Source organism: Limnospira indica PCC 8005, assembly GCF_000973065.1.
GTDB lineage: Bacteria > Cyanobacteriota > Cyanobacteriia > Cyanobacteriales > Microcoleaceae > Limnospira > Limnospira fusiformis.
In genome coordinates, this window is the sequence record NZ_FO818640.1 from 5804037 (window position 1) to 5830211 (window position 26175).

The window sequence follows — 26175 nt, forward strand, 5'->3', positions numbered from 1 at the left end:
GCCCCTACTCCAAGGAACGGACTACCGTTAATACAGTCTGCTCAAAATTGGCGGCTTGGGTACAAAGTCCTTTGACTTGTGTCCAATGCTGGGTAATGCTTGGCCCATGAACTTGGTAATCTCGCTTGTTTTTCTTGATGCGCTGTCCCTTGGGTAGGGTTGCCAGTCTATTCTCTAGATTGACATTGCACTCCCCTTGGGCTAGGAGGGGATGCCCTGGAGCTAGTACCGCCGCTGCTAACCAGGTACCGGAGGATTGGGCAGGTAGGCAGAACACCGTCCGATCGCCAGGAGTAGCCCCTCCTAACCAGCTTTGAATCGCCATCATCAGAGCATCCACCGTATCAGCTACGGGAGGACAGGGCTGTGAGCAGGGGAGAGTTCCCCACTTGTTCTGCTGCGCTAATTCTGTCACTGCGGGTCCACAATTGTCATATTCACCCGTCGATACATCCACATCCACATGAATAATCAGCACATCAAAGCTCATCAGGGTGGGGTCCGTATCCAGGGAGCCATGATGCCTCTGTTGCGCCGCGTCACACCATTTCAGCACACCGCCCCAACCGCCTCCCATTTGCGGTTGAGTCGCTTCCGGTTGCACCAGGGTCATGATAAATGGATCGGGTAAGATGGCTTTAAGGGCGGCTTGAATCACTTCCAAATCCGTTGGCCCTTCGGCTACTAGGGCAATTTTTAACGGATCAGACATTGGGCACCGCTCCTAGATGCCCCATAATCCAGAGGCGTGAGAGGGGATATTGCTGGTTCAGTTGAGTAAGTTCGGGGGTGAGTGTGAGGCGACGGATACAGGTTTGACCATTGCTATTGCGCTCTACCACAAACAGGCGCACCTCAGAATCCAGTAAGTCCAGACCATCGAGGGCGGCGGGATTATGGACCGTTAACAGCAGTTGGCGATCGCAGTCATTATCCTGAAGCCAGCCCGCAAGACGGGAAATCAGCCGGACCAGCAGTCGGGGATTCAGGGCTTGATCCAGATTGTCGATCGCCAGCAGTCGGGGAGCTTGGGGTAACAGGCAAAGCACCGCCGCCAAGATGACATAAAGTGCGCCTTCGCTGGCATCGTAGGCGGTGAGTTCGTTGCGGCTTTGGTTCATAAAGCGATCGCTGAATTTTAGGAGTAGCTTAGTCCGAGGCACCTTGGGCGAGAGCAGATTTGTTCCATAGCTGGTGGTTTGGATATCAGCCACCCAGTCAATCAACTCCAGCACTTGCTCCAGAATCTCCTCACCTTCTTCCCCTCTACCCTCTAAATATTCGCGCAGGGAGGCAAACCCTTCAGCGAGTAGTCCACCGCTCACACCCAGGGGGAGGCGCGATTGTTGGTCCGGGACAATGCCACGCAGAGTGGGAGTGTTCGGGCAGTAAATGGCAAATTCCTGGAGGCGCTGCATCAGTTGAGCCGCCGGATTCTGGGGGTCTAACTCCACCAACTGCAAGGCAGCCAAGCCCGCTTTGGGGTTGAGGTTCTTCTTGTTGCGAATGCCATCAGAAAGAATTTCCTGATTGCCGTCGCTGAGGACTTCGGTTTTATAGGACCAAGCCGGTTCAGGGGAATCGAGGGGGTTGAGCAAAGAAACGCGATAGGCTTCGTTACCTGAGCCGGTGACCTCAATGGCAATGTGGGCCGGAGTGCGATCGGTCGCAAAAGAGCTTTTATACAGCCTGGGTAAGCCCGCCCGCACCCCACGACGCAGCAGGCTTTCATCATCAACCACGCCATTAGCTGCCGCGCCTAAGACTCCCAGAGCTTCCAGCAAGTTACTTTTGCCCGCTCCATTGGCCCCAATGAAGCAATTCACTCGGCCAAGTTCTAGGGTGGCGGAGTAAATGGACTTGAAGCCTCGAATTGTGACCTCGCGAATCATCGTCATCAGTATCTTATCCCATCCTCTCCTCCCATCGGGGCAGCAACCTCTCCCTCACGGGTTCAAATAAAACCATTATGGCACAAAAGAGGCTAGGATGATTGCTGGTTAATTGAATCGGGGTCTTTTTTCACAAGTCCTCCTCGGTGAGATTGGCTACTTTCATCAATGCCTTTAAAGTGCCAATTTTTAATTCCTGATTACTATGGACAGGAATAGAGAGAATTTTGGGTTCTGGGGGATTGTCGTAAATCTAGTGGCTTCCTGTAATTCTCTGTAAAAACCAGCCCTGTTTTTCCACAATTTCGTCGGTGGGTTCTGTTTTTTTCAGGCTATTATTCGCAACACTCAGCCAACCCTCAACGGCGTCTTGTAAATTCTGCGTGACCTCTTCCCAGGTATCACCTTCGGTAATGCAACCGGGAAGGGCTGGGACTTCTACCCAATAACCCCCTTCTTCTGCTGGATGAATAATGGCTTTAATTTTCATCAACTTAGCTTCATCACTTTTTTTAGTGCAATATAGCAGGATTCAGGGATTGACATGATCTGCCAAAAGTAGCATAATTGAGGTATGAGTGAATTACTAAAACCAGTTGAGTGGGTTGGCAGTTCTCTTGAGGATTTAAAGGAGTTCCCGGAGGAGGTTCGGCAAGGTGTTGGTTATGCGCTATATCTGGCTCAATGTGGTGAAAAGCACCCGTCTGCGAAACCACTCAAAGGCTTTAAGGGGGCTGGGGTGCTTGAAGTTGTCGAAGATTTTGACGGAGACACTTATCGAGCCGTTTACACTTTAAAGTTAGCTGGGGTGGTCTATGTCCTCCACGCTTTTCAGAAGAAGTCAAAAAAAGGGATTGCCACGCCTAAGCAGGATATTGAGCTAATCGAGGGAAGGCTTAAGCGTGCCAAAGAACATTACTCCGAACATTACATCAATCAGTAGGTAAAACATGAATCACCCGATTAAAGTACAAGCAGGAAGTGGCAATGTATTCGCCGATTTAGAGTTAGAAAATTCTGATGAATTACTGGTCAAGGCAGAACTTGCCCGGAGAATTAGTGGTATTATCGCCGCCCAAAATATGACTCAAACTGAGGCGGCAGAAATGTTGGGAATTGACCAGCCTAAAGTGGCGGCATTAGTGAATGGCAAGCTATCGGGTTTTTCCACGACTCGGTTGTTTCGTTTTTTAAATGCGTTGGGTCGGGATGTGGAAATCGTAGTAAAACCCAAGTCTTTCAGACAAGCTGAAACACGAGTGGTGGGGTTGTAAGGGAAGATTAAAGGCGATCGCTCCTAACTATCGCTCCTAACTATCGCTCCTAACTATCGCTCCTAACTCGGCTTGGTTTTCTTGACTTCACCATCAAAATCTCGTCCACTCCAACGGGTTTTTCAACCGGGTTGGCGCGACAAAGTGACAACTTCTCTGCCGCTTTCTGCTTCCTTTTTGCGGAGGTCTTCAAATTTTGAACTAAACGAAAATCTATGTTGCTGGCATTGATGGCCGGGATGTGTTATCTTGAAAACAAGAAAACTATAGCAATCCTAAATCAGTTGTGACATTTTCTTCTCCCCTCTCCCGTTCTGGGAGAGGGGTTGGGGGTGAGGGTCTTCCACAATTCATTTAGGAATGCTATAGGATTAAGTGAGTAAAAATCACTAGCTATAGTCCACTGGTTGGGCTTCCATAAACCCCCCGGGTGGACTGACCCCCATCAAATTCCGGCTTTTGTGAAAGCCAGATATGAGAGTTAATTGATTCATAGAGAGGCATATTTTTAAGTAAAAAAATGATAGAAAATGCCATTTTAAAAAATGTGGAAAAACTCCCAGAATCTGTCAAGCAGTCAGTTTTGGACTATACAGAATTTTTGGTGAACCGATATGCGGCAGACGCTGTTCAAACCGCCAAAGCACCCCAGCGAGGCGGACTGGGTATTTGGCAGGGTCAAATCTGGATGTCTGATGATTTTGATGAACCTCTGGAAGATTTAAAGGATTATATGTAAAGATGAATTGCCTACTGGATACCCATACTTTACTGTGGTACTTGCAAAACAGTGAAAATTTAAGTGATAGAGCCACCGAAATTCTGGAAGATGCCAATAACAATCTCTCCGTAAGTATTGCCAGTTTATGGGAAATTTCAATTAAATTGGGTTTAGGCAAACTTAGGTTACAGAAATCATTCTCAGAATTAGAGGAAGTGCTACAACAACTAAAAATCGGCGTTCTGCCCATTACATTCGCACTATACGGAGTTCTACCTGAGCTTACCCCTCCATCATCGCGATCCGTTTGATCGGATTTTGGTGGCACAAGCCATGAATCATCCCTTGGTTTTGATTAGTCGCGATTCGGCTTTTGATGCCTATTCCATTCACCGAGTCTGGTGATAAGTTGGCAGGATGTGAATATGGGGAATAATCGGTTCAAAATCTCTATTAACGATTCCGGTAATCATCAAATTCTCTTGCTTAGTCCACCGAAGCGACGGACATAGCCGGAACCGATTCGCACAATCCAGATTTGAGCATCAGGGTGAGTGGCTTCAAGGCGATCGCAGGCGGCAATTTCACTAGCATCGACTTCAAAATCTCCAGTTTCTAAATCAATCGCCACAATCTTGCCCTCATTACCTGCCTCTACTTGTGGGCGAACCTTAAATTCATAAATTTCATCCCCAAGACGAGCGAATTCCTCTTTACTGTAGCGAGGTTGTTTAGTGGTCATAGCTTTAACTTTCCTAAAATGGCTTGACCTGATTAATTTAATCATCCCCCTCTAAGAGGGTTTTGATTGATGGTAATTGGAACTGAGAAACCGGGTTGATGGCAAAATCTCTGTGAGGATGCAGAAAGACAGAAGGTTTCTGAGTGTAGGGGATATGGTATTTGCAATTAGGGGCGATCGCTCCCCCGGCTGCTAAGATTGAAGCAGGAGATTTCAGCCCAGGAGAGTTCCCCATGAGTTTAGTGATTGCCGATGACCTAGTAAAAGCGAGTGGCTTTTCGGAAAATGAGCTATTGTTGGAAATTGTGCTGATGCTGTTTCAGCAAGATAAAATTAGTTTGGGAAAAGCCAGTGAGTTATTGGGACTGCATCGGACGCAGTTTCAACAAATCATTTCTGAGCGAGGTATTTGCGTCCACTATGATATTGAGGAGTTTCAGGAAGACCTCAAAACTTTAGAGGAAACGGAGTGGGTATGATTGTTGTCAGCAACACTTCACCCATTTCCAATTTAGCGAAGGTCGGGCAACTTAACCTAATGCCTCAGATTTATGGTAGGATTTTAATTCCCTGTGCGGTGCATGAGGAATTGTTGGATTCCCGGGCTGGGGACACTGTGATTACAGCAGTGCGATCGGCAATTAGGATGCACAAACCTATCACAGAAACCCGGTTTCTTTGTCTCCCGTGGAGAAACCCGGTTTCTAGTTGACATCTTGGTGAGGAGGCAAAAACTCTCACAGAAACCCGGTTTCTTTGTCTAGGGAGCGATCGCAATTAGCAATAAAACAATCTAACAGCTTGTTTGACTGGCGAGATTAGTTGAAGTTTAGACATAATTGTATTAATTATGTCTTTTTAATACAGATGAAGAGGTTGGCAATAAGGCTATCATCAATTATGATTAAAATCAATCAAAACAGAGCAGCCATATTTGAGAATAATTGTAATTATGAAATTTGTGTTAAGTTCTCAAAATGTTTATGACTATTTAATCGACCAAAAAATCTGCGATCGCTCCCTAGAAAATCCAGGAGTAGAGCAGGTTGAGGCTAAAAATTTTAATTTATTGGTGACTTTACCAGAGGGTCGAAAGTTACTGGTTAAACAAGAACAATTTATCAATTCGGAAAAAGAAACTGTGGGCGAGTTTTTTGGGGAATGGCGAATCCCCAAATTTCTACAGAGCTTTCCTGAATTTGACCATTGGCGTAGTTTTCTGCCAGAATTACTGCTCCACGATGCTGATAACTCAATTTTAGTTTCTACTTATCTGGATAATTATCAGGATTTAGCAGAGTTTTATTCTAAAAACAATCTCTTTCCGGTTCAGGTTGCTGCTCAAATTGGCAGTTGTTTGGCGACGATTCATCGTGATACCTGGAATCAGAGTATTTATCGGGAATTTTTTGTCCAAGAAGAGGTGGCAGGAAAACCCAAAGTATCTCCGCTATTATTAGAGAGTTTGGAAAGGATCGGTCCTGAAATTTTTGGTATGGCTCCGATGGATGGATTGAAATTTTTTGCACTTTATCAACGATATGATAGCTTAGGAGAAGCAGTTCATCAAGCAAGTGAAACTATTTCTCCTGTTTGTCTGACTCACAATGACCTCAAGCTGAATAATATTCTCCTGAATCGAAACTGGGAAGATATTAATGGAAATGGGATCCGGTTGATTGATTGGGAAAGGTCTGATTGGGGAGATCCAGCATTTGATTTGGGAATGGCGATCGCTAGTTATCTACAAATTTGGTTGGGTAGCTTGGTGATTAGCAATTCTCTCAGTATCGAAGAGTCTCTGCGACTAGCCACGACTCCCCTAGAATTACTTCAGCCATCTATCGGTGGGTTGACTTTAGCTTATTTAGAAACTTTCCCAGAAATCTTAGAATATCGTCCTGATTTCTTAAAGCAAGTCGTACAGTTAGCCGGTTTATCTTTAATTATTGGGATTTTGGCAATGGTTCAGTATCAAAAAATATTTAATAATACCGGAATTGCTATGCTTCAGGTAGCCAAGGCTTTGTTATCTCGTCCTGAATCATCAATGCCCACGATTTTTGGGGCTACTGCTACTCAGTTAAATCAGATGAATTCTTCTGTTGTTGGCAAAGTTTAATATCGTTGAGTATCTTGAAAAATCATGTCATTACTTAATTCTCAATCTCATCAATTAGCCTCTGAAGTTGGAGGTCGGTTAAAGGAAGTTTTGTCAGATATTGTTGAAAATGTCGAAATTTCCGCTGATTTTTCGATTCATCATCCGAACTATCAACCCTGGGAAATGCCTGCTGAGATGTTGTCTCGGATTCAGGCTTTACCCCAGGAAATGCAGGATAAGTACATGAGCTTACAGTTGCGGAGTTTTCTTTATGGCATTTATTATAATGGGTCGATGCAAGCATCCCAAGCATTAGGTTCTGAGAATAAGGGTCAGCCATTAGATTTGGAGAATAATAGTTTTGCGGGCGTAGCTATGGACTTTTATTTACAGTTGGAAGCAGCGAACAAGGGTGAGGGATATTTTGATGCGGGTTGGTCGATTTTGAGAGAAGAAACCGATGGCAGTTTGGCTGTAACTCAGGGAGGTTTGCGGCTGCATATCGAACGGGAAAAGCATCTTCAAGAGTCTGAAAAAGCGGCAGCAGTGGGGGATGTTGTGTCAATTTTGATGCCTAAGAATTTGGTGCAAAATGGCTTTTATATGGCGGTGGGTAATGCCGGTTTACAGAGAGAGGAAGCTATGGTGCGGATCTATTTTAATGTTACTCCTGAAGGTGCGGTGGCTGTGATGGCTGGGTTGACTGAAAGGTTAAATGAGAGGGGCATTCCTTTTAGTTTTAAGGCTTTGTATAATCCGGCTGATTATCAACGGTATGATGCTGGGGTGCTTTATTTTGGCAAAACAGATTATGAGTTGGTCAGGCAGGTTGTGGCTCATGTTTATCAAGAAAATAAGTCTGTTTTTAAGCCAGAAATACCTTTGTTTACTCTGGAGTTAGCACCGGGTTTGGGGTTGGCGGAAGAACCGGACAAAAAGTTTGGCAGTGAGGAGAGTTTTGGGATGAATCGCTGTCAGATTATAGCTAATGGGTTATTGATGGCTTGGCAACAGGAGGACAATTCTGCGGCGGGTCGGATTGCTGCTATTTCTGAGCAGTTTTCTGGGTTGGGGATTGATTGGCAGCGTCCTTATTTGAATGCAGATTCTGAGGATGTTTATCAGGGATTAGAGTTCGCAGGCTGATATTAGTCGCCTATCTGGGAATCAAAGAGCGATTGCCTCCGGGGTGCTGCGCGAACTCCTCTTGGAGCAGAGCTCAGGGAGTCAGAAAAGCGATCGCTTCGACCAGGCTCAGATATCGCTCTCGTAGCCGGTTGGTTTTATGCTAAACTAGGACAAGTTATGCTTAACAATTTGGTAGAGGGCAAACCATGCTTAATTGGCAAGAACAAATTGAGAAAAACCCCAATATTTGTCATGGCAAACCTTGTATTAAAGGAACCAGGATTATGGTTTCGGTCATCCTGGATAACCTGGCTGAGGGATTGACATTAGCAGAAATTGTTGAGGAATATCCACCGTTGACTTTAGAAAATGTGCGCTCGGCGATCGCTTATGCGGCGGCACTAGCAAGAGAAGAAGAACTGTCGCCAACGTGATCATAATGCTCTTAGTCAAATTAGACGAAAATCTTAGTATTACCCATGCAGAGTTTCTCCGAAATGAAGGTTACGATTGCGATCGAGTTACTGATGAAGGATTGTCTGGTGAAGACGATGAAGTTGTATGGCAGCAAGTTTGTACTGAGGGACGCTTTTTTATTACTCTCGACTTAGATTTTTCTGATGTCCGACGTTTTCCACCCGGAACTCATCCGGGAATTTTACTGTTGCGTTCTCGCTGTGGAAGTCGTCAGGCCGTGCTTGATGTTTTGCAGCGGGTTGTGCGGGAAGATCCACTGGCGACTTTACAAGGTTGTCTGGTGGTGGCAGATGACATACAAACCCGAATTCGTCGTCCGTCTGTTTGAGGCTGATGATTGAGATTAAACAGAGCGGTAAGGGTCGCTATGCCGTCAGGCTTATCGCCTATCTGGGAAAGAGCGATCGGCTCATCGGTTTTAGCCTCATGTCATGGGGCTATTTTTTTGACCCGCCACCACCCGAACCCAGAGGAGGGAGATATACAAAAGACATAATTGTGTTAGTTGTGTCTCAGAAAACAAAGCTCAGTGATACGAAATTGTGGGAACATGAGGCTAGAATATGCGTAAATTTACGGTATTTTGGTGAGTATTTGAGACATAATTGTGTCAAATAGATAAACTTTAAAGTTGCTCAACTTCTTGTCATTGTTGGAGAGTTAGGCAATAATGATAGTCATAGGGGAAGGCAGGTAATAAATCTGATTACCTCAAAGTCAAACTTATTCCAAGAGGAAACAAAAATGGCTAACATTACTATTTCTGACTTACGTCCTGCTGGTGCAGATTTGTTCTCCGGTTCTGAGAGTTACCTTACTGACTTGAATGATCAAGACATGATGGAGCTTTTGGGTGGGCGAAACTGGTATTTGGGAATTTCATATAAAGAATTTGATGACAAGAATGGAAAAAAAGGTAAAAGCTATGGCTTCTGCTGGTGGGGGTAAAAGCTAGGTCTTCTGTCGGTGGTAAGTAGGTAAACTAAATTTCTAACTTACGTCCTGACTAATGCAGACTTGTTCTTCAATTCTGAAAGCTATCTGCATCATTTATCTGAAGAGTTCAACTTTAGGTTCTTGTTAAGAAACCAGCCCAGTTTTAACTAAAATCTCTCTATCATCCAGTTAGGTTGACCTGACTGGATGATACTCGTGTTAGTGCTATTCATCCCAAACTGGTGACAACTGAGACTGACTCAATTTGATTGATAATCCACTCGCCAAACAACTCTGACCCAATTTGATAGCGTAACTGATCATTTAACTCTGCCTGAAGTATCTCCTCCACTAAAATCAAATGCACCCCCTTAGAAGTCACAATCGGTTTAAGAACCTCTGGTGGTGTCGCCGCAAAAACAGCAGCCGAAATCTCTGACTTCAAATCTTTACGAGACAATATCCCTCGATATCCCCCTTTTCGGCGTAACTCTTTATCCTCAATATACTTGTGAGCCACCTCATAGAAACTCATTTCCCCTTCCTGAATAGAGTAGAATAATTCCATCGCTAAATCTTCATCCTCTAACACCACTTCATATATCACTACCCCAACATAATCCAATTGATTTTCATAAAAGTAAGGCTCTACTTTCTCGGCAAATAGATGAGTCATCAACTTTTGGGAAATAACGGTAAAGTGAGCAATTTCTTCTAAATCATCAACAGACAAATGGTGTTTCTCTAGCCAAGCAAAAGTTTCTTGTGCGCCACGAAGTTTCTGGAGAAGTCTAAGAGCATCCGCCGCTTGCTGAAGTTCCTCATTATCCACAGTTATCCCGGCTTCCGTAGCTGCATCAGTAATAATCTTGCGATTAACAATAGACTCGATTAAATCGGGTATTTGAAGAGATAGCTTAACTTGTTTCACAATATCTTCAGCAGTAATGGTAATAGATTGTGACATAATCTTTCTCCGGGTAATCAAAACATTTTTATGGATTCCCGCAATTCGCGGGAATGACAGGCGGTCGAACAAAATATTTTTAAAATTCTAACCCTCCTTTTTGTAACTTCTTGAATGGGTCAAGAATAAAATCAATAACGCGACGCTGGCGCACGACCACCTCAGCCGTAGCCGTATCTCCCGGACGTAATGGAATACAGTCATTTCCACTAGGAATACAAGTTTGAGTTAACTCAATTTCTAGCTCATAAATTGCCACTCGTTCCTGAGATGTTTCTTGCATTTTGGTGGTTGGAGAAATTTTGATTAAACTTCCATCAACTACCCCATAGTCCTGAAAAGGATACGCATCAAACTTCATCTTAACCGCCATTCCTTCCTGTAAAGATCCACTTTGTGTAGTGGCCATTTCTGCTTTCAATAAAAGCATCGCTTCTTGGGGTGCTATTTCTACCAGCATTCCTCCTTGTTGTACCACATCTCCCACCCCAGAAATTGGCAAACTAAAAATAGTGCCTCCTTCTTGCGCTCTAACAACCCGTTTCTCTAACTCAAAATTCAAAGACTCAATATCTTTCTTGTCTTGAGCAATTTCGGCTTGAAGGCTAATTATTTGAGTCTGTAAATTCTTGAGTTGATCTTCAATTTTAGAAACCGCAATTTCACCGGAATGAAGAATAGTTTCAGAACTACTCTCTTGCTCCGCTAAACGTAACTCAGCCTGCTGAATATCCGCCTGAGCTTGATGAATAGTACGATCATAACTGCGTTTCTGTTCCGCCAACCGCAACTCAGCTTGTTCAATATCTGCCTCCGCTTGATGAATAATCCGCTCATAGCTGCTTTCCTGCTCTTCTAGTCGCAGTCTGGCTTGTTCAATATCTGCTTTACTTTGCTCCCAAATTCTTTGTCTTTCCTCTTTGATATCTTCCTGTTCAATTAACCGAACTTCTGTGACTACACCATCGTCTAAAAGATTGTCATATCGTTCAACTTCTCGGATTGCTTTTTGCCATCGCATTTCTGCTAAGATATATGCAGTCTCGCTATCCTGTAGCTGTCGTTTTGCTTGCCGAATTTGAGCCAGCTTTTCTTCTCTCTGTAAATTTAATATTCTCCGGAGAGCAGCTAAATTTTGTTCTGCTTGATCAACCTGGGTCAGTTTTTCCTGTTCCTGTAAATTGTATGTAGTTTTCAGGGATTGAAGGTTCCTCCTTGCTTGCTCCACCTGGGATAGTTTCTCTAATTGTTGAGACTGATTTTGCCGTTCTTGGGTAAGCAGTTCGGTTTCTAGGCGATTTTTTTGTTGCTCTAGTGTATTCAGTCGATTTTCTTTACTTTGCTGCTGAAGTTGTAGTTGCATAATTCGCTCACGAATAGGGAGACTGTCCAGTTCCATTAAAATATCCCCGGCTTTTACCATGTCTCCTTCTTCAATATTTAGCATTTCAACTTTAGCGGTTTGGGAATTAAGAGCAGCAGATGTATAAGTCAAATTTAGCTTTTGCTTAACCGTACCACCTTGCGGTTCTAACCGTCCCCTACCACTGCCTGTTTCATCTACCTGAGACAACATTCCCCAAGGCAAAGCGATCGCCACAAAAACGATTAAAAAATAGAGCAGTCCTCGCGTCCATCGCTGAGGTAAGGCATCTAATAGTTCCTTCGTGGCAAAAGACCAATCCGCCGAAGAATTTAGGTTGTTTGCTGGTAGATTTTGGTCGGTCAAAAGACTAGATTCAGGTTGTAAACTTACTAAGTCTGTGTCTAAACTTTTATGGCCGTTTAATTGGGTTTGAGCAATATCATTAAACTGTGGCATAGCTTTAATTATTCCAAGATTTACTAGGTTGAGTTTGAGTTGTCGATTCAGTGATGTCTACCTAAAGCTATTCAAGATTTAGAGATGACCATCAATCCTAGTGGGCAAAATTAATTAATTTGTTGGTGATTTAAATAGTAGTAATGCCCTTTTTTTGCCATTAACTGATTGTGATTTCCTTGCTCTATTAATACTCCTCTATCTAAAACTAAAATTACATCGGCATTTCTCACCGTAGATAAGCGATGGGCAATAATTAATGTTGTCCGGTCTTTAAGAATTCTATTCAAATTAGTCTGAATAATTCGTTCTGACTCCACATCTAAGTGGGAAGTTGCCTCATCAAAAACCAATAGACGAGGATTGCCTAATAACGCCCTAGCGATCGCTAATCTTTGCCTTTGACCACCAGACAATAACCCCCCACCTTCACCAATCTGGGTTTCATAACTCATCGGTAACTTTTGAATAAACTCGTCAGCACCTGCTAATTGAGCCGCTTCGATAATTTCCGCCTGAGTTGCAGAAGGTCGCGCTAGAGTCAAGTTGTCCCGAATTGTGCCACCAAATAAAAAAGTATCCTGGTCAACAACACCAACCCTTTGACGCAAAGAAGGTAAAGAAATGCTAGTTATGTCATGACCATCAATGAAAATCTTCCCATCTGTAGGGGGATACAGCCCCAAAACTAGCTTAGAAATAGTAGTTTTTCCTGAACCAGAACGCCCCACTAAAGCTACAGTCTGTCCGGCTTTGATTTCAAAGCTGAGATTCTCCAAAACATTCGTTTCGCTCTCTGGGTGGTAACGAAATGTCACCTTGTCAAAAATAATATCTCCTCGTAAATCTGTTAAATAATAACGAGCCTGAGATTGCAAATCTTCCTCTGGTTCGGTATCAATCACATCATTAATTCGCTCGACTGCAATAATCACCTCCTGGAACTCATTCCAGAGAACCGTTAACCGCTGAAAAGGGTTTATTACATTGCCAATTAACATATTAAAAGCCACCAACTGCCCGATGGTTAACTCTCCTTGAATCACTAACCAAGCCCCAAACCAAAGCAATCCAGTGGTCACTAAAGATTCAATGGTTAAGCTAAATACTTGGAGTCGGTTGCTAATAATCTGACCAGAAAAGTTTTTGCGAATTGACTTGTTCAGGAACTCCTCCCAACGCCAACGTACCACTTGCTCAATTGCCAGAGATTTGACGGTGCGTACACCAGTCAGAGATTGGATGAGATAACCACTTTCTTCCGCTAAAGCCGCAAATATTTCTCGGGATATCTTTTGTAGAAACGGAGTAGCAATGAGAGCCAGCAGGAAAAAGGGTGGCACAATGACTAATGCCAGCAAAGCCATTTTCCAGCTATACCAGAACATAAGTCCCACATAGATAAAGACCGTGAGTAAATCTAATACAATAGATAGGGCTTCACCCGTTAGAAAACTCTCAATCTTGCGGTTTTCCTGCACCCTAGCCATGATATCCCCCACATAGCGAAACTCAAAAAACCGCAGGGGTAATCGGAAAGTGTGGGTAATAAATCCCACAATCATGGCTAAATGTACTTTGTTGGCAGTGTGGTCAAGGAGATATTGTCGTAACCCGGTCAAAGCAACCCGAAATAAACCAAAAATGACTAACCCTAATCCCACAGCCGTTAAGGTTAATGTACTGCCTTGAACAACTACCCGGTCGAGGAGTAGCTGAGTAAATAGTGGGGTAACTAATCCGAAAATTTGAATGACTACGGAAGCAATAAATACTTCTAGCAATACTTGACCGTGAGGACTGGCTAAATTAAAAAATTGCCAGAATGGGGTAGTATGATTTTTGAGTTCCTTGATTAAAGCTGTCGGTTGTAGGAGTAATGTATAACCCTGCCAACCTGTTTTAAATTCTGGGTATGTTAAACTCCGTTGACCAATAGCAGGGTCAGCAACAATGACTTGATTGCGAGTGATTTCATAAACTACGATATAATGGTTTCCTTCCCAGTGAGCGATCGCCGGTAATTTTTGTTTAGCCAGTTGGTCAATACTGGCTTTAACTGGTCTAGTGGAAAATCCGATACTTTCTGCCGCAGCGGATAGTCCTCGCAAAGAAGCCCCATTAGCATCTACATTAGCAATATCTCGAATGCGGTTGACACTAAACTTTTTGCCCCAGTAACGGGCAACCATTACCAAACAAGCAGCACCACAGTCAGAACCACTTTGTTGCTCAAAAAAAGGATAGCGTCTAGTAATATGCTGCCATAGATGAGTAACGCGCTGAGTGGGGCTAGGGAAATAAGCCTTGTTAACTTTTTGCTGGTGGGTTTTTAGATATATTTCATCTTTGATTGTGCTAATTTCCGCGATTAGTTCCTGGTCGTCATTTACGGATAAATCCGGTTTATTATTGATGGAAAACTTGCTTTTTTGTTCATTATCTTTAGCGGTAGCTAAATTGTACAAATACTCCTTAAATCGGGAATTTTTATGAATGATAGAGCGCAAAACTTGACCGGGAATATAACAAAGCTCTGCTTGAGGCGAAACCCTGACAGCATAATCTAAAAAGCCGGCTTCAGGAAACAAAGTACATTCCCCAAATAGTTGATCCGGATGCAGGGTGGTAATTAAGTCCCGGCTACTGTTAACCAGTCTTACTTTACCAGCGACCAAAATATATAAGCCATCGGATGCTGAGATACTTTCCAACAACAAACCGGGGTTAGGTTTGGAAAATTCAGCCGACTTAACTAAACTCGCTAACTCCTTTTCTGATAAAAATTCACCGATTAGACCAGATAGATGTTCTTTGGTAGTCATTTTTCCCTCGATAGTGCTTCCAACACTTAATAGCACTTAATAGATTTTTCATGATGATTAAGAAAATGCCACCTCCTCTGGAATGTCCCTAATCACAATGCCGCTTTTACTGGATTTTTTCGGCTCATTTTTTTCAAGGTTATTCGATTTTGGTCTGGTAGATAAGCCCATTTGTTTGAGCAGTCTGTTAATATGGCGATCGCTGATTTTAATCCCTAATTCCGCTTCTAAGTGTTCGCTGAGTTTCTTAGCCGTCCACTGTCGAGCATGATAAGTAAAATTACGGTTAGGCACCTTAACTTCTTTAGGGCTTTGAGTGACTAACTCCCTCAACCGCTGCAAGCATTGCTCGTCTACAGTTTGAGGTCTGCCAATTGGGCTACTATTCCACTGGTGAGCGTGACCAGACTTGGCGAGAGTTATCCAATGGCGTGCTGTACTATGGGAACAGCCTAACGCTTGGCAAATTTCGGTTTGGGTTTTACCCTCATCCGCCAGCAACATAATTTTAATTCGTTGATAATGGCGCTTAGACAACCCTTTTTCTAGGCTTTTTTCTAAGTGTTTTCTCTGAAAAGCACTGAGAAATCGACCAGAGTTATTGGGAAAATTAATATCAGTTTGAGATGATTTCATAAGCTGATACTCGTTAGGAGCAGAGGATTTTGGACACTCGGCGATATCTTTACAAAATTTAATATAAATTTTCAGTAGTATAGGGTCATACCGAGTGCGACCATATTTGGGCCGGACAAAGTCTTATAACTGAAACAGTTAGTGACTGTTTCATAAAATCAAGTTAATACCGTCTACAGTACACCACACATAAGGAAGCTAGACTAACTACTGATCATTATTCGCTCATCTACAGAGATCAACAATGCTTGATGATTGAAGATTGATCAAATGATAGTCCGACTGCACTTTAATTATTAGTTTATCATACGGAATAATTATTTGTCTACTCCATAAAAGTGGCATTTCAGGGGGGGTATTTTTGAGGCTTTTAGAAGTAAAAAAAGGGGATTTTGAGGGATTTTGTGGCAAAACAGGAGGAAATGTGGGATAATGGGGGTCAGAGCAAAACACACTATAACTGGGTTGGGCAGCTATGGAGATGCGAGAGGCGTTGCAGTGGACGGATCACCTGATATTTAACAAGACCGGAAAGCATCTGGACTCGCTGCAACGCGCTATTTTGGAGGGTGTATGGGAAGGTAAGGGATATAAGGATATCTCTGAAAAATACCAATGTACGAGCGATCACGTCAGGAAATCAGCATCCGACTTATGGAAACTCCTGTCTGACCTGTTGGGAGAGAATGTGAAAAAAAAGAATGTGCGATCGCTTATCGAAAATCAAATATTCTCCTACTATAATAATGGGGTACAAATTGCTAATCAAATAAATGTCTGCAGCGACTTATACGGCTATCCTAAGAGTCAGAAAAAGCGATCGCCCCAAGACACCACCACCCCCCCACCCCCACCACGCCACGACCTCAGCCAAGCCCCCGAAAATAGCCGCCGCTTCTGCGATCGCACCCAGGAACTAGCTACCCTCAAGCAGTGGATACTAGAAGAACATAGCCGCATTGTCAGCCTAACCGGACTATCGGGAATTGGGAAAACCGCCCTAGCTAGAAAACTGGTAGAAGAGATTAAAGATAACTTCGATCGCACTCTGTGGCGCAGTCATCGCCAATTCCCCAATTTCAACGCCCTACAAAGTCATATCATCGAATCTCTCGCCCCACCACCTCCCAGCCACAACCCATCAATCATCAACTATTTAAACTCTCGTAACTCTTTTTTAGACCATCTCAGAAACCACCGTTGTTTAATCATCCTCGACGACTTTCAAGAAACCTTAAACCCTGGAGAATTAGTCGGCAATTATCGCCCAGAATACCAAAACTATAGTCATCTCCTCCATGAAATTGGCAGATGCTCTCATCAAAGTTGTCTGTTGCTACTCGGTTGGGAACAACCCCTAGAAATCGCCACCATGGAAGCTGAAGAAAACTACGGCAAAACTCTACAAATTGCGGGGTTAGGGAAATCCGCCAGCCAACTCCTCACCGCTAGAAAACTCAAAGATAAACCTGAATGGTCAAAGCTGATTGAACTGTACAATGGCAACCCTTTATGGTTAAGTATAATCGCCACTGATATCCTAGAACTATTTAACGGTAGTGTCCAAAAATTCCTATCCTATCCTACTCTATATTTAGGAAGTCTAGAAACTCTCATCAAACCACATTATCAACGGTTGTCCGAAGTCGAGAAAATCCTCATGGGGTGGTTAGCTAACCAAGAAAAAGCGGTAGATATCAGCCAGAAACCACCCGAACTTTTATCAGATGCCGATTTTCTGAAAGCGATACAATCTTTAAACCGACGAAATTTCCTGAACAAATCATCCGGTTTCACCCTACAACCAGTGATTAAACAATATGTGAAAAATTTAATTTCCTAGGCTGGCGTTACGGGGCGGATTTTTCGGCTAATTATTAGGTAATTAAATTCTCGTCGCCCCTAACACTACCCCTTAGGCTATTTATGGAGAAACCGGGTTTCTTTAATAAATCTTGGCAGAAATGCGCTGTTGTAGAAACCCAGTTTCTTTTCCTGACCATAGTCCACCCATTAAGGTAAGTCAGTGCTAAATTTAGCCTGTAATTGCCGAGCCAACGTTAGCAAGCGTAACCCATCAACCTTCCCAGTTGCTGCAATAATCGCATCGGGCAACTTCACATTATGGTTGCGTCGAAAGTGAAACCCAGAAATTGGGTAGGTTGGGTGAAACCCAACATGAATTTATTTGTTGGGTTGGGTGAAACCCAGAAATTGGGTAGGTTGGGTGAAACCCAACATGAATTTATTTGTTGGGTTGGGTGAAACCCAGAAATTGGGTAGGTTGGGTGAAACCCAACATGAATTTATTTGTTGGGTTGGGTGAAACCCAGAAGGTAGGTTGGGTGAAACCCAACACAAATTTATTTGTTGGGTTGGGTGAAACCCAGAAGGTAGGTTGGGTGAAACCCAACACAAATTTATTTGTTGGGTTGTGTGAAACCCAGAAGGTAGGTTGGGTGAAACCCAACACAAATTTATTTGTTGGGTTGGGTGAAACCCAGAAGGTAGGTTGGGTGAAACCCAACATGAATTTATTTGTTGGGTTGGGTGAAACCCAGAAATTGGGTAGGTTGGGTGAAACCCAAGATTAATCAGAGATAGTGGTGTTAGGTTTGGTGACTCCACCCAACCTACTCAACTTGGTGAAGATACACAAACTCTCACAGAAACCGGGTTTTTTAGTTATGGTATTTCAATTGATGATAAAATGAGGGATTGTTACTGGTCAGAGTTAAAATTTGTATCGATCGCCCGCCCCTAGTGAGATTATTGGGGGCGGTTAATCTTGGCGTTTTATGGGTAGAAATATTATGAAAAAAGACATTCCGCCTTTGTTTGGTAAAACTAAATTTATCGAAGGTCAAATAGATGAGTTTCTGGATAAGATATCTGAAGGATGTCTATATTTTGAGATGGGAATTTCCGCTTATTTAGATTCTCAATATGTGACGGCAAGCTGTGAGAATAAAATGCAGCAATTGCGGGATTTAAAGAGGCGATGCAATGAACTTAGGCGGGCGATTGAATCCCAACTATATACGGAAATGTTGATTCCTGACTCCCGGGGTGATGTTTTAAGTTTGTTGGAGGATTTATACTATTTAATTGATTTGTTTGGCGACAGCTATCAAAGTATTATTATTGAACATCCAGATATTCCAGAAGACTATGATCAAGACTTTAAAGAATTGACGGGAATGGTGGTTAAAAGTGTGGAAACTGTTGTCATTGCGGCGCGGGCTTTTTTCCGTCATCCTGATGCGGTTCGCGATCATCTTTATCGCGTCCGAGTCTATGAAACAGAAAGCGATCGCATTGCTATTAGACTCAAAACAAATATCTTTAATTCTCAACTGCCTTTGGAACGTAAAATGCAGTTACGCGACGGAGTTGATTTGATTGACCGTCTCGCTGATGCTGCTGAAGATGCTGGGGATGAGTTATCAATTTATGCGATTAAGCGAGTCCTCTAAAACTGCTTAATTATCTCCTATTTGCGGGAAAATTTAGTTAAATTTTCTCTGGTAAGCCAGTCATAAATCAGGTAAACATGGACGCGATCGCAATTTTAATTTTTCTATCCAGTGGCTTATTTCTAGGCTGGTCTTTGGGCGCAAATGATGCCGCCAATGTCTTCGGGACTGCCGTTGGTAGTCGCATGGTAAAGTTTAGTACAGCAGCCTTTATCTGTAGTATATTCGTAATTATCGGCGCAGTAGTGGGGGGGGCTGGTGCCGCTGCTGGACTCGGAGAATTAGGCGCTGTTAATACCATTGCTGGTGCTTTTACTGCTGCTTTTGCTGCTGCTTTAACCGTCTTCTGGATGACCAAAATTGGTTTACCTGTTTCCACCACCCAAGCCGTTGTCGGTGCTATTATTGGCTGGAATCAATTTAGTGGTTCCATAACAGATACCGATACCCTCATAAAAATTCTCGGAACCTGGGTTGCTTGCCCCATCTTGGGCGCTATTTTCGCCGCCGGTCTTTATTTGGTGGTAATAGCTATTCTCGACCGTCTGAGACTGCATTTGCTGCGGTTAGATCTTTATACCCGCGCTGGGTTAATTTTAGCAGGCGCTTTCGGTTCCTATGCCCTCGGCGCTAATAATATTGGTAATGTTATGGGGGTGTTTGTGTCTTCTTCACCCTTCACTAACTTTAATATTGGGTCCGTGAGTATTTCCTCAGTTCAACAACTGTTCTTAATGGGGGGAATTGCGATCGCTATTGGTGTTTACACTTACTCAAAACGGGTAATGATGACCGTTGGTAATAGCTTAATGCCTCTCTCTCCCGTCGCCGCGTTTGTCGTCGTTGTCGCCCATTCTTTAGTATTATATATATTTTCTTCCACTGGGTTAGAAAGCCTCTTAGCTAATGCCGGCTTACCGACTATTCCCCTCATTCCCGTTTCTAGTTCTCAAGCCGTCGTTGGGGGGGTTATTGGCATTGGACTTTTGAAGGGTATTAAAAGCGCCCGCCAAATTCGCTGGCGTGTTTTATTGGGTATTGCTTCCGGCTGGGTTTCCACCCCTATTATAGCAGCCATTATTAGTCTAGTTATGCTATTTATTTTACAAAATGTCTTTAATCAACCCGTCTATCAAAGTGTAGAATATCAGCTATCCCAAACAGTTTTAAACAAATTGGAACAGGTGGGAATACCTACCGAACCCCTACAAGATATCAGCGATCGCACTATTAGCGGCGGGGTCAATTTTCGAGATGAAGTTAGGGCGCGCATGACCCTAGATAAAGAACAGGAAAAACAACTGCTTTCCCTCGCCCAAATTCACCTAATATATATCGACCCTTTCCAAATTAAAAACCTGAATACAAGCTATCTCAATTCCGACCAAATTCGTGCCATTGGGCGGTTATCTGGGCGGACATTTTTTCACCGTTGGCAGTTAGCAGAAGCCCTCGCCCAAGAATCAGAGTCCTGGCAATTTCAGCCGCCCATAACCCGCTATAAAGATGATAACACCAAACTACAGCAACAACTTAATTATGTAGGCGATCGCTTTCATGCACCCCTGAGAATGGTTAACTAGGCTGACCGTCTAACTGTCAATGGCGGGATTTTTCACAACATCTAAAAGCCCTTGTAATTCCTCCCCTTCGATAACCTCAGTTTCCAAAACTTTTAGGGATATCGTATCTAATAAATCTCGGTTAAATTCCAGAATATCCAAGGCTTGTTGATAAGCATTTTCCACAATTTCCCGAACTTCTGCATCAATAGCCTCCGCTGTTTTTTCACTAATAGAACGTCGTCTATTACCATCACCCATTCCCAAAAAGTTAGGTTTTCCCCCTTCCTCATAAGCCAAAGGACCTAGGACTTGACTCATGCCGTAAGTAGTCACCATTTTTTCCGCCAAATTAGTAGCGCGGCGCAGGTCATCAGAAGCCCCATTAGTCACCCTTTCAAAAACAATTTTTTCCGCAGCCCTCCCCCCTAATAAAGTGGCAATTTGTTCCCGAAATTCCGTTTCATCCATTAAAAATCTATCCTCAGTCGGCATTTTTAATGTATAGCCTAAAGCACTTAAACCACGGGGAACAATCGAAATTTTAGCCACCTTTCCACCCCCCGGCATTAACGCCCCAACTATCGCGTGTCCGACTTCGTGATAAGCGACAATTTTCTTTTCTTTCTCACTTAAAACCCGGCTGCGTTTTTCCAGCCCAGCAACCACCCTTTCTATGGCTTCATAAAACTCTTCTTGTCCGACCAGTTTCCGATGCCTTCTCGCCGCCAACAAAGCCGCCTCATTCACTAAATTGGCTAGGTCTGCACCCCCAAAACCAGGAGTACGAGTAGCGATCGCTTGCATATCCACATCAGAGGCTAATTTAACCCGTTTCGCGTAGATATCTAAAATCGCTTTTCTACCTGCTAAGTCAGGACGATCGACCAACACTTGACGGTCAAACCTTCCCGGACGTAATAAAGCCGCATCTAAAGCCTCTGGGCGGTTAGTAGCAGCTAACACAATCACCGTTTCCGCCCCCGCTGCAAACCCATCCATTTCCGTCAATAATTGGTTAAGGGTTTGTTCTCTTTCATCACTGCTACCACTTTGAAAACCGCCACCCCCGCCGCTTCTGGATTTGCCGATCGCATCTAATTCGTCAATAAAAATAATACAAGGTGCCTTCGATTTTGCCTGTTCAAATAAATCCCTAACTCGCGCCGCCCCAGTCCCTACAAATAACTCCACAAATTCCGAAGCCGAAATGCTAAAAAACGGGACTCCCGCCTCTCCAGCCACTGCTTTCGCCATCAGAGTTTTACCAGTTCCTGGCGGCCCTACTAATAGTAAACCCTTGGGAATTCTCGCGCCAATTTCGATAAATCTTTGGGGATTTTTGAGGAAGTCTACCACCTCCGCTAGTTCAGCTTTTGCTTCCTCAACTCCCGCAATATCATTAAAGGTAATTTTTTCCGACTCTCCCTCCACATATACCTTCGCTTTACTTTTGCTAATTGATAAAGCACCTTGGGGGTCTCGTTTCATAAAAAATTGAAAAGCCGCCACTAAAATCAATGGCGGAACCACCCAATTTAACAAGACATTAAACCAGGCATTTTGGGGAGGTGGAGGCGCACCGAAATCTATTCCTAGGGCTTGTAAACGTCTGGGAAGTTCCGGGTCAAAAACTGGAGTAGTCGCTAAAATTCGGGGGGGTTCGTCTCCTTCCGATCGCAGTTGATAGCGAATTTCATTATCTCCCAGCAACACCGCTTTAACCTCCCCCCTTTCAATTTGTTGGATAAACAAACTATAGGGAACTTTGGGAATTCTGGGTCGAGTAATTTGCGGCACTAACCAATTGCCAATTAAAATCAACCCGGCTAGAATTAAGAGTAAATTAGCGATTTTTCTGGATTTAGGAATTTTCGGTTTTTTCTTAATACTCATAGGTTGATACCACAGTGGAGATCTATTATCTATTCTACTGCATTCTATCTAATGTGCGATATTGAATAGCCTCGCCAATATGGTTAGGTTTGATGTTGTCCTCTCCCGCTAGGTCGGCGATCGTCCTGGCTACTTTCAAAACGCGATCGCTTCCCCGCGCAGACAGTCCTAGACGGCGGATAGCTGCTTCGAGAAGTTGACAACCTGCGTCGTCCGGTTGACACCACCGCTGAATTTGGCGACTCTGCATCTCTGCATTACACTGTAAATGGGGTTCATCTTGGAATCGATGATAAGCCCTTTCCCGTCCTTTTTGGACTCTTTCTAGTACAGTTTCTGATGATTCCGCGTTGGAATGGCGGGTAATTTCTTCCGGCTTGAGTCGGTTAACTGCTACTTGCAAATCAATCCTATCCATCAGAGGACCTGATAGTTTTGCCCAATATTGTTCCCGTTGACGAGGAGAACAGGTACAGGCTTGTATGGGGTCGCCATAATATCCACAAGGACAGGGATTTGTACTCGCAATTAACGTGAATTGGGAGGGGAAAACGACTGATAAACGGGTGCGGGTGACGGTGACAAATCCATCCTCTAGGGGTTGTCTTAAAAACTCCAAAACATTCCGGCGAAATTCGGTTAATTCATCGAGGAACAAAATGCCGCGATGGGCTAAAGAAATCTCCCCCGGTTTGGGATAACTTCCACCACCTACCAAAGAGGGTCCAGAGGCGGAATGGTGGGGGCTACGAAAGGGGCGATCGCTCACTAAAGTTCCCCGATTTTTTAACAGTCCCGCTACCGAATGAATGCGGGTAACTTCTAGGGCTTCTTCAAAGTTTAACGGCGGTAAAATACCTGGTAAACGTCTGGCTAACATGGTTTTACCACTACCTGGCGGACCTACAAAAATGAGGTTATGACCCCCGGTGGCAGCAATTTCCAAGGCGCGGCGGGCGTGGGATTGTCCTTTAACATCTTTTAGGTCTAAATTAGTGGATTTTGGGGTAGCTAAAATCCGCGAACTATCTAACTTGAGGGGCTGATAATTTTCCGGATAATTCAGAAAATCTACTACCTCGAAAATCGACTTAAAACCATACACCGAAACCCCCTGAACTACCGCCGCCTCCCTAGCGTTGTCTTCGGGAACTACTAAGCCAGTAATTCCCATATTTTGCGCTTCGGCTGCGATAGGTAATACCCCCGCTACCGGACGCAAACTTCCATCTAAGGATACTTCCCCTAAAAACAGAAAATCTCCCAATAAATCGGCTTTTATCTGTTCGGAAGCTGCTAAAATACCAATACTTATCGGGAGGTCAAAACAAGGCCCTTCCTTCCGCAAATCGGCGGGAGTTAGGTTAATTACTATATTTCCCATGGGGAAACTATAACCAGCATTTTTTAGGGTGGCTTTCACCCTTTCCCGCGACTCCTGAACCGCTGTATCAGGTAAACCTAAAACAATGATTTTGGGGAGTCCTCCCGAAAGATCTACCTCAACTCCGACTTTTACCGCATCAATACCAACTACGGACGCACTCCAAACTCTCGCTAACATAATACAATTATTGATGACTTGTAGAATGGCTATTTTATGGTATATTAGTAGGATAAGTATTATCCTAAATTTCAGAAAATCTTAACTAACTGCTATGTCTTTCTATAAGCAAAACCTAGAAGCGTTTATTAAACTTCTGAAAACTCAGCCTAAATTGTTCACTGATGCTAAATGTCAAGAATTGCTGACTTTAATTGAACCTTTACCAGATGATATCGAAACTTTATCAACGGCGATCGCTAGTTGGTACGAAAAATATGATCCCATTGTTGATGCACAATTGGACATTCTCAATCATTGGAATTTTACCGAAACTCCCCATTTCCCAGCCGCTACGGCGCGTCCTGGCGCTAATTCTGCGGCGGCTACACCCACAACAATTAATAAAGAACTCCTGAAAAGTGCGATTCTCAAAACTCAACCGAAATCGCCTCACTAACCATCCTAATTAATGGCTATAAGGGAGTAAGCCATTCCCATATAGCCACTAACTTTTCAGTTGACCTCTCTCTTTAAATCCCAACATTCGCGAGAACTTCGTATAAAATCGAGTTAATGAAACTCAAAGCCAAAGCGCCAATTAAAGCACTCCAAATACCCCGACGGAGATAGAAACCTCTCACTAGCCAAGCCGCTAGTCCAAAAATCGCCATATTCAACAATAAGGTGATAATGAAACTCGAAAAAACCACGGTCAGAGGTAAAGTAAACAGCCCTAAAACTGGTCGGACTAAAAGATTTAATAACCCGAAAACAGCGGAGGATATTAAGGCTTTTTTAAAGTCTTCAATTTCTACCCCGGTAAATTGGCTGAGTTGAGCAATTAAAAATAAGCTGACCGCAGTCACCAACCAAGCAATGATTAAATCCATAATTTAGACCTCAGTATTAAGTTGTATGGTCGGAGGATTTCTTGATGAGATGTGTTACTAATTAATCAGCTATGACCCGCAAGCCTTGAGTTGAGTAATTCTACGTCACCCCTTAAAGAAATCTCCCGCCAACTCTATTAAACATTAAATCGGAACAACATGACATCCCCCTCTTGGACGATATATTCCTTACCTTCACTGCGGACTAAGCCTTTATCCTTAGCCGCATTCATAGACCCATGAGTAACTAAGTCTTGATAAGCTACAGTTTCGGCGCGGATAAAACCCCTTTCAAAATCAGAGTGAATGACTCCGGCGGCTTGGGGTGCGGACATTCCCTCGTGGATAGTCCAGGCGCGAGTTTCTTTGGGTCCGGTGGTCAAAAATGTTCTCAGTCCTAAGAGTTTATAGGTAGCCGCAATTAGGGATTTTAAACCGCCTTCTTGCACTCCCAGTGATTCCAAAAACTCCTGCTTTTCGGAGTCGGAAAGTTCTACAAGTTCTGATTCTACTTGAGCGGATATAATCACAACTTGGGCATTTTCTTGGGAAGCGATCGCTCTCACTTTTTCGACCCATTCGTTACCGGTAGCCAAATCATCTTCGGACACATTAGCCGCATAAATAATCGGCTTTCTGGTCAATAAACCCAATCCCTTAATCGCCTCGGCTTCTTCTTCAGATAAATCGACCAAACGGGCAGATTTTCCATCGTTTAAGACGGCGGCAATTTTCTCTAAAGCACCCAATTCTAACTGGGCTTCTTTGCTAGTGCGGGCTTGTTTGCGGGTGCGTTCTATGCGACGTTCTACCTGAGACAAATCACGATAAGCCAATTCCAGATTAATAATTTCAATATCCCGCACCGGATCGACGGAACCGGACACATGAATAATATCATCATTTTCAAAGCAGCGGACGACCTGAACGATCGCATCTACCTCACGAATATGGGAGAGAAACTGATTACCCAATCCCTCCCCTTGACTAGCACCTTGCACGAGTCCAGCGATATCAACAAATTCAATTCTGGTAGGGACAATTTGTTCGGAATTAGAAATTTTAGCTAATACCTGTAAACGTTCATCAGGAACCGCGACGACCCCGACATTAGGTTCAATGGTACAAAAGGGAAAATTAGCAGCCTGGGCTTTAGCATTAGCAACTAGGGCATTAAAAAGAGTAGATTTTCCGACATTAGGTAATCCTACAATTCCGGCGGTAAGCATACAGTTCTATAAAATTTTTATAGTGGTTGGATATATGTTATAATACCAGTAA

29 protein-coding genes are annotated in these 26175 nt (G+C 43.5%); 15 read left to right on the forward strand and 14 right to left on the reverse strand.

What is annotated here, in order from left to right:
- Positions 1 to 4: 4 nt before the first annotated feature.
- The 4 genes from XZ46_RS25670 to XZ46_RS25680 form a co-directional block, all read right to left on the reverse strand.
- Positions 5 to 712 (reverse strand): hypothetical protein, encoded by a 708-nt coding sequence (locus XZ46_RS25670; RefSeq protein ID WP_006668943.1) that lies wholly within the window; start codon positions 710 to 712, stop codon positions 5 to 7.
- Positions 705 to 1898, reverse strand: coding sequence for an AAA family ATPase (locus XZ46_RS25675; protein ID WP_048895302.1), 1194 nt, complete (start codon positions 1896 to 1898; stop codon positions 705 to 707). Before XZ46_RS25675 ends, XZ46_RS25670 begins: the two co-directional genes overlap by 8 nt.
- Positions 1899 to 2022: 124 nt before the next feature.
- A complete protein-coding gene (locus XZ46_RS34875) occupies positions 2023 to 2145 on the reverse strand; it encodes a type II toxin-antitoxin system HicA family toxin (RefSeq protein WP_108615277.1) in 123 nt (40 codons plus the stop codon).
- Complete coding sequence (locus XZ46_RS25680; protein WP_006622774.1) at positions 2146 to 2382, reverse strand: type II toxin-antitoxin system HicB family antitoxin; 237 nt, start codon at positions 2380 to 2382, stop codon at positions 2146 to 2148.
- 84 nt (positions 2383 to 2466) lie between these two features.
- Here XZ46_RS25680 and XZ46_RS25685 point away from each other — a divergent pair, with 84 nt between their 5' ends.
- The 4 genes from XZ46_RS25685 (at position 2467) to XZ46_RS25700 (ending at position 4198) form a co-directional block, all read left to right on the forward strand.
- Positions 2467 to 2835: a type II toxin-antitoxin system RelE/ParE family toxin gene (locus tag XZ46_RS25685; protein WP_008056044.1), complete on the forward strand. Its 369-nt coding sequence runs from the start codon at positions 2467 to 2469 to the stop codon at positions 2833 to 2835.
- 7 nt (positions 2836 to 2842) lie between these two features.
- Complete coding sequence (locus tag XZ46_RS25690) at positions 2843 to 3166, forward strand: helix-turn-helix domain-containing protein (protein WP_006622772.1); 324 nt, start codon at positions 2843 to 2845, stop codon at positions 3164 to 3166.
- Between the two features lie 520 nt (positions 3167 to 3686).
- The gene (vapB, locus tag XZ46_RS25695; RefSeq protein WP_006622770.1) at positions 3687 to 3905 is read left to right on the forward strand and encodes a type II toxin-antitoxin system VapB family antitoxin; all 219 of its coding nucleotides are present in this window, start codon (positions 3687 to 3689) and stop codon (positions 3903 to 3905) included.
- 2 nt (positions 3906 to 3907) lie between these two features.
- On the forward strand, positions 3908 to 4198 hold the full coding sequence (locus XZ46_RS25700) for a type II toxin-antitoxin system VapC family toxin (protein ID WP_006622769.1): 291 nt from the start codon (positions 3908 to 3910) through the stop codon (positions 4196 to 4198).
- 161 nt (positions 4199 to 4359) lie between these two features.
- On the opposite strand, the gene XZ46_RS25705 is transcribed toward XZ46_RS25700, so the two are convergent.
- Positions 4360 to 4629: a hypothetical protein gene (locus tag XZ46_RS25705; RefSeq protein WP_006668949.1), complete on the reverse strand. Its 270-nt coding sequence runs from the start codon at positions 4627 to 4629 to the stop codon at positions 4360 to 4362.
- Positions 4630 to 4666: 37 nt separating this feature from the next.
- A complete protein-coding gene (locus XZ46_RS34880; protein ID WP_157234520.1) occupies positions 4667 to 4864 on the reverse strand; it encodes a hypothetical protein in 198 nt (65 codons plus the stop codon).
- Between XZ46_RS34880 and XZ46_RS25710 the strand changes: the two genes are divergently transcribed.
- The 7 genes from XZ46_RS25710 (at position 4863) to XZ46_RS25745 (ending at position 9286) form a co-directional block, all read left to right on the forward strand.
- Positions 4863 to 5108, forward strand: a complete 246-nt coding sequence (locus XZ46_RS25710) for a UPF0175 family protein (protein WP_048895479.1) — start codon at positions 4863 to 4865, stop codon at positions 5106 to 5108. The genes XZ46_RS34880 and XZ46_RS25710 overlap by 2 nt on opposite strands.
- Positions 5105 to 5341 (forward strand): PIN domain-containing protein, encoded by a 237-nt coding sequence (locus tag XZ46_RS25715; protein ID WP_048895303.1) that lies wholly within the window; start codon positions 5105 to 5107, stop codon positions 5339 to 5341. Before XZ46_RS25710 ends, XZ46_RS25715 begins: the two co-directional genes overlap by 4 nt.
- Positions 5342 to 5581: 240 nt before the next feature.
- Positions 5582 to 6751: a phosphotransferase gene (locus tag XZ46_RS25720; RefSeq protein ID WP_006622761.1), complete on the forward strand. Its 1170-nt coding sequence runs from the start codon at positions 5582 to 5584 to the stop codon at positions 6749 to 6751.
- Between the two features lie 24 nt (positions 6752 to 6775).
- A complete protein-coding gene (locus tag XZ46_RS25725; protein WP_008056038.1) occupies positions 6776 to 7879 on the forward strand; it encodes a T3SS effector HopA1 family protein in 1104 nt (367 codons plus the stop codon).
- A gap of 188 nt (positions 7880 to 8067) precedes the next feature.
- Positions 8068 to 8295, forward strand: coding sequence for a DUF433 domain-containing protein (locus tag XZ46_RS25730; RefSeq protein WP_006622759.1), 228 nt, complete (start codon positions 8068 to 8070; stop codon positions 8293 to 8295).
- A gap of 5 nt (positions 8296 to 8300) precedes the next feature.
- On the forward strand, positions 8301 to 8666 hold the full coding sequence (locus XZ46_RS25735) for a DUF5615 family PIN-like protein (protein WP_006622758.1): 366 nt from the start codon (positions 8301 to 8303) through the stop codon (positions 8664 to 8666).
- 416 nt (positions 8667 to 9082) lie between these two features.
- On the forward strand, positions 9083 to 9286 hold the full coding sequence (locus tag XZ46_RS25745) for a hypothetical protein (RefSeq protein ID WP_008056036.1): 204 nt from the start codon (positions 9083 to 9085) through the stop codon (positions 9284 to 9286).
- Positions 9287 to 9503: 217 nt separating this feature from the next.
- Here the strand turns inward: XZ46_RS25745 and XZ46_RS25750 are convergent, their stop codons facing one another.
- From XZ46_RS25750 to XZ46_RS25765, 4 genes are all read right to left on the reverse strand, one after another.
- Complete coding sequence (locus XZ46_RS25750; protein ID WP_008056034.1) at positions 9504 to 10241, reverse strand: peptidylprolyl isomerase; 738 nt, start codon at positions 10239 to 10241, stop codon at positions 9504 to 9506.
- A gap of 79 nt (positions 10242 to 10320) precedes the next feature.
- A complete protein-coding gene (locus XZ46_RS25755) occupies positions 10321 to 12063 on the reverse strand; it encodes a beta-barrel domain-containing protein (RefSeq protein ID WP_008056032.1) in 1743 nt (580 codons plus the stop codon).
- Between the two features lie 110 nt (positions 12064 to 12173).
- A complete protein-coding gene (locus tag XZ46_RS25760; protein ID WP_008056030.1) occupies positions 12174 to 14888 on the reverse strand; it encodes a peptidase domain-containing ABC transporter in 2715 nt (904 codons plus the stop codon).
- A gap of 57 nt (positions 14889 to 14945) precedes the next feature.
- Positions 14946 to 15524 carry a helix-turn-helix domain-containing protein gene (locus tag XZ46_RS25765; protein ID WP_008056029.1) on the reverse strand — a complete coding sequence of 193 codons (579 nt, stop codon included), beginning with the start codon at positions 15522 to 15524 and terminating at the stop codon, positions 14946 to 14948.
- Between the two features lie 475 nt (positions 15525 to 15999).
- Between XZ46_RS25765 and XZ46_RS25770 the strand changes: the two genes are divergently transcribed.
- The 3 genes from XZ46_RS25770 to XZ46_RS25785 all read left to right on the forward strand — a co-directional run bounded on the left by XZ46_RS25770 (position 16000) and on the right by XZ46_RS25785 (position 20583).
- Positions 16000 to 17367 (forward strand): helix-turn-helix domain-containing protein, encoded by a 1368-nt coding sequence (locus tag XZ46_RS25770; protein WP_008056028.1) that lies wholly within the window; start codon positions 16000 to 16002, stop codon positions 17365 to 17367.
- Between the two features lie 970 nt (positions 17368 to 18337).
- Positions 18338 to 19000: a DUF47 domain-containing protein gene (locus tag XZ46_RS25780; protein ID WP_008056024.1), complete on the forward strand. Its 663-nt coding sequence runs from the start codon at positions 18338 to 18340 to the stop codon at positions 18998 to 19000.
- A gap of 77 nt (positions 19001 to 19077) precedes the next feature.
- The gene (locus XZ46_RS25785; RefSeq protein ID WP_008056022.1) at positions 19078 to 20583 is read left to right on the forward strand and encodes an inorganic phosphate transporter; all 1506 of its coding nucleotides are present in this window, start codon (positions 19078 to 19080) and stop codon (positions 20581 to 20583) included.
- A 9-nt stretch (positions 20584 to 20592) separates the two neighbouring features.
- Here XZ46_RS25785 and ftsH read toward each other — a convergent pair whose 3' ends face one another.
- Together ftsH and XZ46_RS25795 are read right to left on the reverse strand one after the other, a co-directional pair.
- Positions 20593 to 22458: an ATP-dependent zinc metalloprotease FtsH gene (gene ftsH / locus XZ46_RS25790; RefSeq protein ID WP_008056020.1), complete on the reverse strand. Its 1866-nt coding sequence runs from the start codon at positions 22456 to 22458 to the stop codon at positions 20593 to 20595.
- Positions 22459 to 22492: 34 nt separating this feature from the next.
- Positions 22493 to 24022 carry a YifB family Mg chelatase-like AAA ATPase gene (locus tag XZ46_RS25795; RefSeq protein WP_006622719.1) on the reverse strand — a complete coding sequence of 510 codons (1530 nt, stop codon included), beginning with the start codon at positions 24020 to 24022 and terminating at the stop codon, positions 22493 to 22495.
- Positions 24023 to 24116: 94 nt separating this feature from the next.
- Here XZ46_RS25795 and XZ46_RS25800 point away from each other — a divergent pair, with 94 nt between their 5' ends.
- Positions 24117 to 24461, forward strand: a complete 345-nt coding sequence (locus XZ46_RS25800) for a hypothetical protein (protein WP_008052902.1) — start codon at positions 24117 to 24119, stop codon at positions 24459 to 24461.
- Positions 24462 to 24534: 73 nt separating this feature from the next.
- Here XZ46_RS25800 and XZ46_RS25805 read toward each other — a convergent pair whose 3' ends face one another.
- Together XZ46_RS25805 and ychF are read right to left on the reverse strand one after the other, a co-directional pair.
- Complete coding sequence (locus tag XZ46_RS25805; RefSeq protein ID WP_008056017.1) at positions 24535 to 24894, reverse strand: phage holin family protein; 360 nt, start codon at positions 24892 to 24894, stop codon at positions 24535 to 24537.
- A 137-nt stretch (positions 24895 to 25031) separates the two neighbouring features.
- Positions 25032 to 26123 (reverse strand): redox-regulated ATPase YchF, encoded by a 1092-nt coding sequence (gene ychF, locus XZ46_RS25810; protein ID WP_008056015.1) that lies wholly within the window; start codon positions 26121 to 26123, stop codon positions 25032 to 25034.
- Between the last annotated feature and the right edge of the window lie 52 nt (positions 26124 to 26175).

Excerpts from the sequence above, each read along its gene's own strand:
- XZ46_RS25670 (WP_006668943.1), bottom strand. The coding sequence starts at position 712 with ATGTCTGATCCGTTAAAAATTGCCCTAGTAGCCGAAGGGCCAACGGAT.
- XZ46_RS25675 (WP_048895302.1), bottom strand. The coding sequence starts at position 1,898 with ATGACGATGATTCGCGAGGTCACAATTCGAGGCTTCAAGTCCATTTAC.
- XZ46_RS25680 (WP_006622774.1), bottom strand. The coding sequence starts at position 2,382 with ATGAAAATTAAAGCCATTATTCATCCAGCAGAAGAAGGGGGTTATTGG.
- XZ46_RS25685 (WP_008056044.1), top strand. The coding sequence starts at position 2,467 with ATGAGTGAATTACTAAAACCAGTTGAGTGGGTTGGCAGTTCTCTTGAG.
- XZ46_RS25690 (WP_006622772.1), top strand. The coding sequence starts at position 2,843 with ATGAATCACCCGATTAAAGTACAAGCAGGAAGTGGCAATGTATTCGCC.
- vapB (WP_006622770.1), top strand. The coding sequence starts at position 3,687 with ATGATAGAAAATGCCATTTTAAAAAATGTGGAAAAACTCCCAGAATCT.
- XZ46_RS25700 (WP_006622769.1), top strand. The coding sequence starts at position 3,908 with ATGAATTGCCTACTGGATACCCATACTTTACTGTGGTACTTGCAAAAC.
- XZ46_RS25705 (WP_006668949.1), bottom strand. The coding sequence starts at position 4,629 with ATGACCACTAAACAACCTCGCTACAGTAAAGAGGAATTCGCTCGTCTT.
- XZ46_RS25710 (WP_048895479.1), top strand. The coding sequence starts at position 4,863 with ATGAGTTTAGTGATTGCCGATGACCTAGTAAAAGCGAGTGGCTTTTCG.
- XZ46_RS34880 (WP_157234520.1), bottom strand. The coding sequence starts at position 4,864 with ATGGGGAACTCTCCTGGGCTGAAATCTCCTGCTTCAATCTTAGCAGCC.
- XZ46_RS25715 (WP_048895303.1), top strand. The coding sequence starts at position 5,105 with ATGATTGTTGTCAGCAACACTTCACCCATTTCCAATTTAGCGAAGGTC.
- XZ46_RS25720 (WP_006622761.1), top strand. The coding sequence starts at position 5,582 with ATGAAATTTGTGTTAAGTTCTCAAAATGTTTATGACTATTTAATCGAC.
- XZ46_RS25725 (WP_008056038.1), top strand. The coding sequence starts at position 6,776 with ATGTCATTACTTAATTCTCAATCTCATCAATTAGCCTCTGAAGTTGGA.
- XZ46_RS25730 (WP_006622759.1), top strand. The coding sequence starts at position 8,068 with ATGCTTAATTGGCAAGAACAAATTGAGAAAAACCCCAATATTTGTCAT.
- XZ46_RS25735 (WP_006622758.1), top strand. The coding sequence starts at position 8,301 with ATGCTCTTAGTCAAATTAGACGAAAATCTTAGTATTACCCATGCAGAG.
- XZ46_RS25745 (WP_008056036.1), top strand. The coding sequence starts at position 9,083 with ATGGCTAACATTACTATTTCTGACTTACGTCCTGCTGGTGCAGATTTG.
- XZ46_RS25750 (WP_008056034.1), bottom strand. The coding sequence starts at position 10,241 with ATGTCACAATCTATTACCATTACTGCTGAAGATATTGTGAAACAAGTT.
- XZ46_RS25755 (WP_008056032.1), bottom strand. The coding sequence starts at position 12,063 with ATGCCACAGTTTAATGATATTGCTCAAACCCAATTAAACGGCCATAAA.
- XZ46_RS25760 (WP_008056030.1), bottom strand. The coding sequence starts at position 14,888 with ATGACTACCAAAGAACATCTATCTGGTCTAATCGGTGAATTTTTATCA.
- XZ46_RS25765 (WP_008056029.1), bottom strand. The coding sequence starts at position 15,524 with ATGAAATCATCTCAAACTGATATTAATTTTCCCAATAACTCTGGTCGA.
- XZ46_RS25770 (WP_008056028.1), top strand. The coding sequence starts at position 16,000 with ATGGAGATGCGAGAGGCGTTGCAGTGGACGGATCACCTGATATTTAAC.
- XZ46_RS25780 (WP_008056024.1), top strand. The coding sequence starts at position 18,338 with ATGAAAAAAGACATTCCGCCTTTGTTTGGTAAAACTAAATTTATCGAA.
- XZ46_RS25785 (WP_008056022.1), top strand. The coding sequence starts at position 19,078 with ATGGACGCGATCGCAATTTTAATTTTTCTATCCAGTGGCTTATTTCTA.
- ftsH (WP_008056020.1), bottom strand. The coding sequence starts at position 22,458 with ATGAGTATTAAGAAAAAACCGAAAATTCCTAAATCCAGAAAAATCGCT.
- XZ46_RS25795 (WP_006622719.1), bottom strand. The coding sequence starts at position 24,022 with ATGTTAGCGAGAGTTTGGAGTGCGTCCGTAGTTGGTATTGATGCGGTA.
- XZ46_RS25800 (WP_008052902.1), top strand. The coding sequence starts at position 24,117 with ATGTCTTTCTATAAGCAAAACCTAGAAGCGTTTATTAAACTTCTGAAA.
- XZ46_RS25805 (WP_008056017.1), bottom strand. The coding sequence starts at position 24,894 with ATGGATTTAATCATTGCTTGGTTGGTGACTGCGGTCAGCTTATTTTTA.
- ychF (WP_008056015.1), bottom strand. The coding sequence starts at position 26,123 with ATGCTTACCGCCGGAATTGTAGGATTACCTAATGTCGGAAAATCTACT.